Genomic DNA, 11,177 nt, shown 5'->3' with positions numbered 1-11,177 from the left:
CAGGCTCTTCCGACCCCGGAATCAATCGTGTCTGACCCCATTGATCCTGACCCCATTGATCCAATGTTGCCTGGCTTAATCAATAATAGAGCACATACGACTTGCTAACCGTCTACGCTCCCTAAGCGTCACACCCAAAGTAAGGGAGATGCCCCTTGGGGTTTACCGGATCCGCCTTGGGATTTCTGATTGGCTTATATTTATCAGGATCAGCTTTGTATGTCTGGTAAGTCTTTCTGACGTGGTTATAGTCCATCCTTGTCAGTGCAATCCCACCATTCCATGTAAGCCCACATGGCGCAGCTGGCTGCTTGCCAACCAGGCAAATCAGTCCATCAACAACTTTACTTTTTGGATAATCGTTTCTCAAAACCGTTGCGAGAAAGTACTTCTGAATATTGTCAAGAAACTGTTGCCACGAAACGATTACTACCTTGTCGAGTTTTGATGCTTTTGCTCGGTATTCTTTTAACATAGCTTTGTCGGTCTCTTGCGGGACTCCAGTAAAAACAATAAACCCCTTCTCACTTTGATCGACTATCACATGGCTTGCTTTTGAAGCTGCTTGACCAGACATCCCGGATTTCGTTTTTGAGGTTTTAGGCCTCAGATCACTGAGCATGCCTCCATTCAGATTTGTCGGTATTAAGATCGCCGTAGCCAGCATCACGCAAGCAAATTTTACGAGTGATTTGTACATTTATCTGACCTCACCTGAAATGCCATATCTCTAATAGTAAGTCTAGGCTTAAATATCAATTTAAGAATGATCGAATTCAATTTAAGGGTAATTGAACAGGTTGGCGAATGCCTGCTAATGGGCTATTTTTGGGATTACCAGTGGATTTCAGGCAAAACAAAAGGGCTTACGAATTAACGTAAGCCCTCATATTTATTGGTCGGGGTGAGAAGACTCGAACTTCCGACCCCCGCAACCCCATTGCGGTGCGCTACCAGGCTGCGCTACACCCCGAAATCTGGTACCGACGAGAGAGATACTCGTTGGAGAAGCGGCATCCTACTTTCAGGCTGCCGTGTTGTCAATGAATTAACGCTTGAGAAGCTGCTGAACCTCTTCGAGCTCCATGCGCAACTGCTTGATCAACTGGTGACTCTGGCTCGTGTCCTGCTTGGCACTCTCACCGGAGAGCTGTCCACGTGCACCACCGATCGTATAGCCCTGTTCGTACAGCAGGCTCCGGATCTGGCGAATCATCAGCACATCGTGGCGCTGATAGTAACGACGGTTGCCACGTCGCTTGACCGGCTTAAGTTGAGGGAATTCCTGCTCCCAGTAGCGCAGCACGTGCGGCTTGACTGCGCAGAGTTCACTCACTTCGCCGATTGTGAAATAGCGTTTGCCTGGAATCGCAGGCAATTCGATATGTGCTTCACTCGCGTCCAACATAACCTTCTACCCTTGTCTTGAGTTTCTGCCCCGGGCGGAATGTCACCACTCGCCTTGGGGTAATTGGAATCTCTTCACCGGTTTTTGGGTTGCGCCCGGGGCGCTGACGTTTCTCGCGTAAGTCAAAATTACCAAAGCCGGACAGTTTTACCTGCTCTCCCTGCTCCAGTGCACCGCGCACCTCTTCAAAAAACAGATCGACAAGCTCTTTCGCTTCACGCTTGTTTAGCCCGAGTTCATCAAACAGATTTTCAGCCAGGTTTGCTTTTGTCAGTGCCATAGGTTGTTAATCCCTCAATTTTGCTGCGAATCGAGATTCGAGTGCTTCGAGTACCTGCTCGGTTGCGCTCTGAACCTCATCTAAGGTCAATGTTTTAGAATAATCCTGTAAAATCAGCGCTAAAGCAAGACTTTTTGTGCCTGATTCGACGTTTTCTCCAGTATAGACATCAAACAGAAGAATTTCACGGACTATTTCAGGGGAACTCTTTCTGATCTCTGCCTGAATGTCCGCCCAACTCACACTGGCATCTACGACAATGGCAAAATCACGACGAATCGAAGGGAACTTTGTCAATGGCTCAAATTCCGGGATACTGCCCTGCTGCAGCACTTCCAGGTTAAGCTCGAATAGCCAGGTTTTACCTGACATATCAAACGCTTTTTCGAGTTGTGGGTGTAATAATCCAATCCAGCCGACCAGTTCACCATCTCTCTCGATTCGCGCGGTCTGCCCCGGGTGCAAAGCAGGATGACTACCCGCTACAAAGAAGAACTCATCACCTGCACCGGCGACATCAAGCAAGGCCTCTACATCTGCCTTGATGTCATAGAAATCGGCAACACGACTGGCATCACCCCACTGCTCGTCAGAAATGGCCCCATTGACGAGTCCGGACAGGCACTTATCCTGTTTAATTTCATCATCTTGCTTAAGAAACCTCAAGCCAGTCTCGAATATACGTATACGCTCCTGCTGACGCGCCTTGTTGTACGCAGCGGCGGCTAGCAGGCCGCCCCAGAGTGTCGGGCGCATGGTCGACATATCTGCCGAGATCGGATTAGCAAGCAGGATACGCTCACCATCCGGATCAAGCGTGCTCGCCTTCTCCTCGTCGATAAAGCTGTAAGAGATCACCTCTTGGTAATCACGTGCCACCAGCAGTGCCTTCGCCTCATCGAGTGCATAGTTAGCTTCAGGCTCGAGTGCCATCGCTGCAGACATCTGGCCACGGCGCGACGGAATGTTGTCATAACCGTAAATGCGCCCTATCTCCTCGATCAGGTCAGCCTCGATGGAAATATCAAAACGCCAGCTTGGCGGCATGACCATCCAGCCTTCGCTATTTGCCTCGAGCTGCATACCGAGATGAGTGAGGATCTCTGCGATAGACTCGGCGTCAACAGAAACACCCAGCAAGCGTTCAACGCGTGAGCTACGCAGCTGTATGGCAGCAGCTGGCTTATCAAATCCTTCTGCTGTCTCTTCTATTACCGGCCCGGGCTGGCCACCACATATATCAAGCAGCAGTTCTGTTGCGCGTTCGATTGCGCGACGTTGCAACTGTGGATCAACACCACGCTCAAAGCGGTGCGATGAATCAGTATGCTTGCCGTAGAAACGTGACTTGCCGGAAATGGCCAGCGGATTAAAAAATGCCGCCTCAAGCAGTATGTTGTTGGTGTCATCTGTAACGGCACTCGACTCACCGCCCATGATGCCTGCCATCGCAAGTGCCTGCTTGTCATCGGCAATCACCAGGGTGTCGTTTCGCAGGGTGACGCTATCACCGTCGAGCAGAGCCAGCTCCTCGCCCTGCTCTGCCATACGTACATGAATACCGCCCGAGAGCTTGTCGAGATCAAAACCGTGCATCGGCTGACCCAGCTCAAGCAGGACATAATTGGTCACGTCGATAACCGGACCAAGTGAACGAATCTCACCACGGCGCAGGCGCTCCTGCATCCACAGGGGTGTTTCAGCCGTTGCATCGATACCCTTGATGACACGTCCCAGGTAACATGGACAGGCGTCTACCGCTTGCAGTTCCACAGAAATCACATCATCGATCTGCGCTTCGGTGACATGATCACCTGCAGCATCAACAAATTCACAACTGTGAATTGCCGAGACGTCACGTGCGATGCCGATCAGTCCGAAACAATCAGCCCGGTCTGGTGTCAGGTCAACCTCGATGCAGGTGTCGTCAAGATCCAGGTATTCACGAAAATCAGCTCCCAGTGGCGCATCTGCAGGCAGTGGCATAATGCCGTCTGACGAATCTGCAAGCCCCAGTTCGGATGCAGAACAGATCATGCCAAGTGACTGCACACCCCTGAGCTTGGCCTTCTTGATTTTGAAATCACCAGGCAACACGGCGCCGACTGTAGCAACCGGAACACGCATGCCCTCGGCAACGTTTTTTGCACCACAGACTATCTGCAGCAACTCGTCGCCGTTGATGTCAACTTGTGCAACACGCAGCTTGCCGGCATCAGGATGCTGTTCCAGCGCTGTCACAAGACCAACGACAACGCCGTTAAAGTCAGGTGCCGCCGGTGTAACGCTGTCGACTTCCAGACCCGCCATGCTCAACTGGTGAGAAAGTGTCTCAGTATCTACAGCAGGATTGACCCACTCACGTAACCAGGATTCACTGAATCGCATTCTTATCTTCTCTGTTCAATTGTCATTATTGGTTGGCGGGTACTCAGGCAAACTGCCCGAGAAAACGCAGATCATTGTCGAAAAAGAGACGCAGATCATTGACGCCGTAACGCAGCATGGTGAGTCGTTCAACTCCCATACCGAAGGCGTAACCGGTAAATTCCTCGTTGTCGATACCGACGTGACGGAACACTTCAGGATGAATCATTCCGCAACCCAGCACTTCGAGCCAGCCTGTGTGGCTGCACACGCGGCAGCCTTCACCGCCACAGATAACACACTCGATATCCGCCTCGGCCGAAGGTTCTGTAAAAGGGAAATAGGAGGGACGGAAACGCACCTCCAGTTCAGCCTCGAAGAAGTTCACCAGGAAGTCGTGCAGTATGCCCTTGAGATCAGCAAAGGTGACGTTCTTGTCGACCACGAAACCTTCAACCTGGTGAAACATCGGCGTATGCGTCAGGTCGGAATCGCAACGGTAAACACGTCCGGGTGCAATCACGCGCAGCGGCGGCTCGGCATTCTCCATGGTGCGAATCTGTACCGGCGAGGTGTGCGTGCGCAGCAGCAGGTGCTCATCAAAATAGAAGGTGTCATGCATGGCACGCGCAGGATGATGCTCTGGGATATTGAGTGCTTCAAAGTTATGGAAGTCGTCCTCGATCTCCGGCCCCTCGGCAACATCAAAACCGGCACTGCGAAACAGTGTCTCGATGCGCCGCATGGTGCGGCTGACAGGATGCAAACCGCCACTGCCCTGTCCACGACCAGGCAGGGTTACGTCTATACGCTCCTGCTCAAGGCGCTGTTGCAGACCAGCCGTCTCCAGTTGTTCTTTCTTCTCCTGGATTTTCTGCTGCAACGCCTGCTTGGCCTGGTTGATTACCTGGCCGGCAGCGGGGCGTTCCTCTTTAGGCAGTTTTCCCAACTGCTTGAGCTGCTCGGTAAAAGCTCCGCTCTTACCGAGATAAGCGACACGTACAGCATCCAGCGCCTGCAGGTCCGTCGCTTCTGCGACAGCTGCGATTGCAGTTTCAAGAAGTTGTTCCAGTTCTGATGACATGGTTTACGTTTCCTTAAAGCAAAAAAGGGAGCGAGACCGTCAAGGTCCACTCCCTTTTTTCTATTTCATTTTTGAGTCCGATTTTTTTCCGGAGCAAGGAAGAAGCCGTATGAAGAAGCGCAGTTTACTTATTCGTAAATGAGCATTCTGAAAAGGCTTCTGACGCAGCTCCGGGGAAAAAGAGCCTCAAAAATTTAGTTGAGAGCTGCCTTGGCCTGGTTAACCACGGCGCTAAATGCAGCCTTGTCGTGGACAGCCAGGTCAGCCAGCATCTTGCGATCAACTTCAACACCAGCCTTGTTCAGACCGTCCATCAGGCGGCTGTAGGAGATGTCATTGTTGCGCGCTTCAGCATTGATACGTGCAATCCAAAGCGCACGAAACTGACGCTTCTTCTGGCGACGGTCACGGTAGGCGTACTGGCCTGCCTTGATGACTGCCTGCTTGGCGACACGATAGATCTTGCGACGGGCACCGTAGTAACCCTTCGCAGACTTAAGAACTTTTTTGTGCTTGGCGTGAGCCGTTACACCACGTTTTACTCTTGGCATTGTTCAGTCCTCCGGAATCAGACGTAAGGGAGCATACGGCGTGCTACTGCTACATCCGCATGATGCAGGGTCGCTGCAGCGCGCAGGTGGCGTTTACGCTTGGTGCTCTTCTTGGTCAAAATATGACGACGGTGGGACTGGGCGCGTTTGAACGCTCCAGAGCCAGTCTTGCGGAATCGCTTTGCAGCGCCGCGATTGGTTTTGATTTTTGGCATTTTCGTTCTCCAATAAGGGGGACATAATCCCCTGGTTACTTAAACAGCTCCCTGAGGTAATGCCTGTCACCCGGGAGCCTGTAAAAAACTGTTGTGTTGCGCTACTTCTTGCGCGGCGCCATGACCATAACCATCTGGCGTCCTTCCATTGCCGGCTTCTGCTCGACAACTGCGATCTCATCAAGATCTTTCTCTACACGCTGCAGAAACTCGAAACCGAGTTCACGGTGCGCGTGCTCACGACCACGGAAACGCATGGTGATCTTCGCCTTGTCTCCCGCTTCGAGAAACTTGATCAGGTTGCGTAACTTGATCTTGTAATCGCCCTCGTCAGTCGCAGGACGAAACTTGATCTCCTTGACGTGAACAATCTTCTGTTTCTTCTTTGCTGCCTGCTGCTGCTTCTTCTGTTCGAAGACATGCTTGCCGTAATCCATGATGCGGCACACGGGTGGTTCCGCATTCGGCTGAATCTCGACCAGGTCGAGCGTTGCTTCCTTTGCCTGTCTCTTCGCATCATCGATAGAAACGATGCCCAGCTGCTCACTCTCTGAAGAGATCAGTCGAACTTCGACTGCGGTAATATCATCATTCAAACGATTACGTTTATCTTGTCTGGCGATTGCAGAAATCCTCACAAATTAAAAAAAGCGGAAGCACCGTCCGGGCGGTGCTTTCCGGTATTATTTCACTGGTGCGACGCGACTGTCTCACTGAAGAGCCTGGCGACCTCATCTACCGGCATCGAGCCGAGGTCTTCCCCGCTTCGCGTACGCACGGCAACAGCGCCACTTTCCATCTCGCGATCACCAATGACCAGGAGATAGGGAACACGTTGCAATGTGTGCTCGCGGATTTTAAAGCCGATCTTCTCATTTCTCAAGTCCGTTTCGACACGGAACCCCTGATTTGACAAACTTTTTGCCACTTTTTTTGCATATTCGGCCTGTTTGTCCGTGATATTGGCAATAACGGCCTGTGTCGGAGCGAGCCAGAACGGCATTGCGCCGGCGTAGTGTTCGATCAGAATTCCGATAAAACGCTCGAGTGATCCGAGGATCGCGCGGTGCAACATCACCGGTGTCTGCTTGGTATTATCCTCGGCCACGTAGGTGGCTCCAAGGCGTTCAGGCATCGAGAAATCGAGCTGAATAGTACCCAACTGCCAGACACGTTCGAGGCAGTCGCGCAGCGAATACTCGATTTTTGGTCCGTAGAAGGCACCCTCGCCCGGCTGTAATTCATATTCGATGCCGCACGAATCTAGCGCTTCCTGCAGGGATTTTTCTGCCTTGTCCCAGGTCTCGTCTGAACCGACACGTTTTTCCGGACGCGTGGAAAGCTTGATCAGTACATCGTCGAAGCCGAAATCCTTGTAAACCTCGAAGAGCAGATCATTGAATGCCAGTACCTCGGAGAGAATCTGCTCCTCTGTACAGAAGATGTGCGCGTCATCCTGAACAAAGTTACGCACACGCATCAGTCCGTGCAGTGTGCCGGAAGGCTCGTTACGGTGGCATGAGCCAAATTCTGCAAGACGCAACGGCAGATCGCGGTAGCTTTTCAGACCATGGTTGTAAATCTGGATATGTGCCGGGCAGTTCATCGGCTTGATCGCGTAGTCGCGGTTTTCCGAATGTGTCGTGAAAATCATGTCACCAAACTTGTCCCAGTGACCTGACTTCTCCCACAAACTGCGGTCGATGACCTGCGGCGTATGCACTTCCTGATAACCATGATTGTGCAGCTTGTCACGAATATACTGCTGCACTGTCAGGTAGACGCTCCAGCCCTTGTCGTGCCAAAACACCATGCCGGGCGCCTCTTCCTGTGTATGGAAGAGATTCTGCGTCTTGCCGATCTTGCGATGGTCACGCTTCTCCGCCTCTTCAAGACGGTTGAGGTAGGCCTTGAGCTCTTTCTTGTCGCGCCATGCAGTACCGTAGATACGCTGCAGCATCTCGTTATCACTGTTGCCGCGCCAGTAGGCTCCGGCCAGTTTCATCAGTTTGAAACCCTTGGGCAGCTTGCCGGTGTTGGGCAGGTGCGGGCCACGGCAGACGTCGAACCAGTCGCCCTGGCGGTAGATAGACACCTCTTCGCCCTCGGGAATCGCCTCGATCAGCTCAACCTTGTAATGCTCGCCAATCCCCTTGAAAAGCTCGATTGCCTCGTTACGGTCCCACACTTCGCGTTCGATCGGCAGTTTACGGCCGACAATTTCGCGCATGCGATCCTCGATTTTCTGCATATCATCAGGCGTGAACGCCTCTTCACGTGAGAAGTCGTAATAGAAGCCGTTATCGATGGCCGGGCCAATGGTGACCTGGGTGCCGGGAAACAGCTCCTGTACGGCCTGGGCCATGACATGTGCTGCATCGTGGCGAATCAGCTCGAGTGCGTCCTCTTCGTCACGACTGGTGACAATCGCAACCTCGGCATCCTCTTCTATCAGGTAAGAGGAATCAACCAGGGTGCCATCAACGCGTCCGGCAAGTGTTGCACGGGCCAGTCCCTCGCCAATCGATGCGGCGATATCGGCGACAGTAACAGCTTGATCAAATTGGCGTGAAGTTCCGTCAGGAAGGGTAATCTGCGGCATGAGATGCTCCGTTCAGTGGTGGCCCATACGAGAGGTCACATGATTAATCGATAGTAAGGCGCGGCATTTTACAGGTCGGAGGTGTGAGGTACAAGGTGAAAGATGCAAGATAAAAGGTGAAATAATCGTCACCCCGGGCTTGATCCGGGGTCCATCCACAAGAGTGCACGCATTCACGGATACCGGCTCAAGGCCGGCATGACGACTAACGACTAAAGACCAATAACCAAAACCCCTGCAATACTCTGTAGATGTAATAGAAAGGCAACAGCCAACTGAACCTGAACTGATAACGCCACATCATGTAATCGGCGGGAGGAAAGAGTCGTTGCAGCAGCAGTCTTCCCCGTTCCCGCCAGCTGCTTATCTGCTGCAGATCCATTAACAACGTATGCCTGATACGTGATGCACGACCGGATGTCAGCAATGCTAGCGAGGCCTCATTGTCAGCACCCTGCTGTAATATATCTGTTGCCCCCTCCGGAATGCGTGTCGCGAACCAGTCGTGCGAAGCATTCAATGCATCGGCACACAAACCACGCATCTCCAATTCACCGGCACGCTCAACCAGCACATCAAACTCTGCCGGCGACAGCGTTTCTGTTAACAAGTGGATATCGTAGAGCCAGATAAGGCGCTCACCCATCTCTGCAAAATGACCGGCACGATGCATACAGGCAAGCAGCAAGGCATCCACATGCGAAAGCGTTTTCGCTGCAGCTCCCAGCGATGGCACTCTGACCGACCTGCGATCGAGTTGATCAAAACCCATACGCTGGCTGAAAGTGATGCTCGCATTACTGATCTGGCGATGCATATCAAACGCATGGGTAAAGCCGCTCTCATCAATACGCCGGAAAGAGCGCTGTGAATTGAGATAATCACCTGCATTTTCGAAAAATGAGCTGTAGCCATGTGCCTTGAAGACTTCCGCTGCCCGGTGATCATCGCCTTCAGCAACCAGGAGATCAGTATCACAACGGGGGCGCAGGCCCGCAGCCGGGTAATGCAGTGCTGAAAGCGGTGTGCCCTTAATCAGCAACAGATCGACTCCCTTCTCCTGCAAAGCCTCCAATATGACCTGCACCTCTGCCTCGCGAATCATCTCCGTTGCAGCTTCCTGGCGTGCCTGTTGTTTCAGCTTGTCGAGAAGATCAGCTGGCCAACCTGCCAGCACATCCGAGCGGGAATGGAGGTGCCACAACAGTGAGGCAACACCCTGATGCCTTGCCTCCTCAAAGAGTTCAGTTGAAATACCCTCCACACCTGTTGGCAGCTCTACAGGTTGACCCCGACAGGCTGATTTGAGGAGACTCTCTATCTCCATGCGTTCGCTTTCCTTTTCATATCAGAGTGGGTACCCTTCAGTTGGTATTAAAGGTGCCTCTGATTAAGTTTGGATGCAGAGATTGCCGATCAGAGGCTCCTAAAATCAAATTAACAGATTCATCTTCTCACGGGAAACCCTGCTTCATGAAGGTACTTGTCACAGGCGGCGCCGGCTACATCGGCACACATACCCTGCTGGAACTGCTGGGCTGCGGACACGATGTACTCGTGGTGGACAACTACAGCAATAGTTCACCGATTGCCTTGCAGCGTGTCAGAAAACTGGCCGGACGTGATTTTGAGTCACTGCAGATTGATATTCGCGACACCGAACAGCTGACAGAAGCGATGCTTGAGTTTCAACCACAGGCCGTGATTCACTTCGCTGGCCTCAAGGCCGTCGGTGAAAGTGTCGAACAACCGCTGCGCTATTACAGTAATAACGTCGACGGCAGCATTTCCCTGCTGCTGGCAATGGACAAGGCCGCTGGCCATAACTTCATTTTCTCCTCGTCAGCAACTGTCTATGGTGCACCTCAATACCTCCCTTATGATGAAAAGCACCCTGTAAAGGCTGTTAATCCTTATGGAAGCAGCAAACTGATGGTTGAAGAGATACTCGGTGACTGGTGCAAATCAGCACCAGGAACGGCTGCCATCTCGCTGCGTTATTTTAATCCTGTCGGTGCGCACACCTCGGGAGAGATTGGTGAAGACCCCCAGGGTATACCCAACAACCTGATGCCATGTATTGCACAGACAGCGGTTGGCAGGTTGCCACAGCTCAAGGTATTCGGCAGTGATTATGATAAGCGTGACGGAACCGGTGAGCGTGACTACATTCACGTTATGGATCTAGCCCGTGCACATGTTGCCGCTCTCGATTACCTCGAGCAATGCAACAGTTTTGATGCGATCAATATCGGCACAGGCAAGGGACTCACGGTGCTGGAACTGGTAAAGACATTCGAACAGTCATCTCAACAGGTGATCCCGCTTGAGCTTGTCGAGAGACGCGCAGGTGATCTGGTCAGCGTCTATGCGGATGCATCCAAGGCCAGCAGGCTGCTCAATTGGAGTGCGGAGCTGGATGTTGATGCCATGTGCCGTGATACATGGCGTTGGCAGTCACAGAATCCACAGGGTTACTCAGGTGAATAGAACCCCCTAATAGATGCAGAAGGGACAAAATGAAACCCGCGTTTGCGGGTTTCATTTTTTACTCAATCAAGGGGTATTTTGTATCACAAGCGTGTCTTTGATCTCGTGATGTAAAACGGGACATCCAAGTCGCCCTTTTACACTCGATCTTCGACAGCCTTTATTGCCCCGGACGCCCTG

Annotated in this window: 11 protein-coding genes and 1 tRNA gene; 1 reads left to right on the top strand and 11 read right to left on the bottom strand. The window is 52.2% G+C overall.

What is annotated here, in order from left to right:
- Window positions 1-121: 121 nt before the first annotated feature.
- From BOW51_RS03100 to BOW51_RS03050, 11 genes are all read right to left on the bottom strand, one after another.
- Window positions 122-700, bottom strand: a complete 579-nt coding sequence (locus BOW51_RS03100; protein ID WP_078476390.1) for a hypothetical protein — start codon at window positions 698-700, stop codon at window positions 122-124.
- A 196-nt stretch (window positions 701-896) separates the two neighbouring features.
- Window positions 897-973: transfer RNA gene (locus BOW51_RS03095), tRNA-Pro, on the bottom strand.
- A gap of 75 nt (window positions 974-1,048) precedes the next feature.
- Window positions 1,049-1,408 carry a MerR family transcriptional regulator gene (locus BOW51_RS03090; protein ID WP_043115460.1) on the bottom strand — a complete coding sequence of 120 codons (360 nt, stop codon included), beginning with the start codon at window positions 1,406-1,408 and terminating at the stop codon, window positions 1,049-1,051.
- Window positions 1,392-1,688, bottom strand: a complete 297-nt coding sequence (gene ihfA / locus BOW51_RS03085) for an integration host factor subunit alpha (RefSeq protein ID WP_078476389.1) — start codon at window positions 1,686-1,688, stop codon at window positions 1,392-1,394. The genes BOW51_RS03090 and ihfA overlap by 17 nt, the downstream gene beginning before the upstream one ends.
- A gap of 6 nt (window positions 1,689-1,694) precedes the next feature.
- On the bottom strand, window positions 1,695-4,076 hold the full coding sequence (gene pheT / locus BOW51_RS03080) for a phenylalanine--tRNA ligase subunit beta (protein ID WP_078476388.1): 2,382 nt from the start codon (window positions 4,074-4,076) through the stop codon (window positions 1,695-1,697).
- Window positions 4,077-4,119: 43 nt separating this feature from the next.
- The gene (gene pheS / locus BOW51_RS03075) at window positions 4,120-5,139 is read right to left on the bottom strand and encodes a phenylalanine--tRNA ligase subunit alpha (RefSeq protein ID WP_078476387.1); all 1,020 of its coding nucleotides are present in this window, start codon (window positions 5,137-5,139) and stop codon (window positions 4,120-4,122) included.
- Window positions 5,140-5,333: 194 nt separating this feature from the next.
- Window positions 5,334-5,690, bottom strand: coding sequence for a 50S ribosomal protein L20 (gene rplT / locus BOW51_RS03070; protein ID WP_043115454.1), 357 nt, complete (start codon window positions 5,688-5,690; stop codon window positions 5,334-5,336).
- A 17-nt stretch (window positions 5,691-5,707) separates the two neighbouring features.
- Window positions 5,708-5,905, bottom strand: a complete 198-nt coding sequence (gene rpmI, locus BOW51_RS03065; RefSeq protein WP_043115452.1) for a 50S ribosomal protein L35 — start codon at window positions 5,903-5,905, stop codon at window positions 5,708-5,710.
- A 101-nt stretch (window positions 5,906-6,006) separates the two neighbouring features.
- The gene (gene infC, locus BOW51_RS03060) at window positions 6,007-6,528 is read right to left on the bottom strand and encodes a translation initiation factor IF-3 (RefSeq protein WP_370738149.1); all 522 of its coding nucleotides are present in this window, start codon (window positions 6,526-6,528) and stop codon (window positions 6,007-6,009) included.
- 65 nt (window positions 6,529-6,593) lie between these two features.
- Window positions 6,594-8,507, bottom strand: coding sequence for a threonine--tRNA ligase (gene thrS / locus BOW51_RS03055; protein WP_078476386.1), 1,914 nt, complete (start codon window positions 8,505-8,507; stop codon window positions 6,594-6,596).
- 205 nt (window positions 8,508-8,712) lie between these two features.
- On the bottom strand, window positions 8,713-9,834 hold the full coding sequence (locus BOW51_RS03050; protein WP_078476385.1) for a nucleotidyltransferase domain-containing protein: 1,122 nt from the start codon (window positions 9,832-9,834) through the stop codon (window positions 8,713-8,715).
- 146 nt (window positions 9,835-9,980) lie between these two features.
- Between BOW51_RS03050 and galE the strand changes: the two genes are divergently transcribed.
- Window positions 9,981-10,997, top strand: coding sequence for a UDP-glucose 4-epimerase GalE (gene galE / locus BOW51_RS03045; RefSeq protein ID WP_078476384.1), 1,017 nt, complete (start codon window positions 9,981-9,983; stop codon window positions 10,995-10,997).
- Window positions 10,998-11,177: the final 180 nt, after the last annotated feature.

Origin of the sequence: Solemya elarraichensis gill symbiont, from assembly GCF_002021095.1 — a bacterium.
Classification (GTDB): Bacteria; Pseudomonadota; Gammaproteobacteria; order Chromatiales; family Chromatiaceae.
The sequence above is the reverse complement of the archived record's forward strand: the minus strand, read 5'-3'. Positions and strand labels throughout refer to the sequence as shown.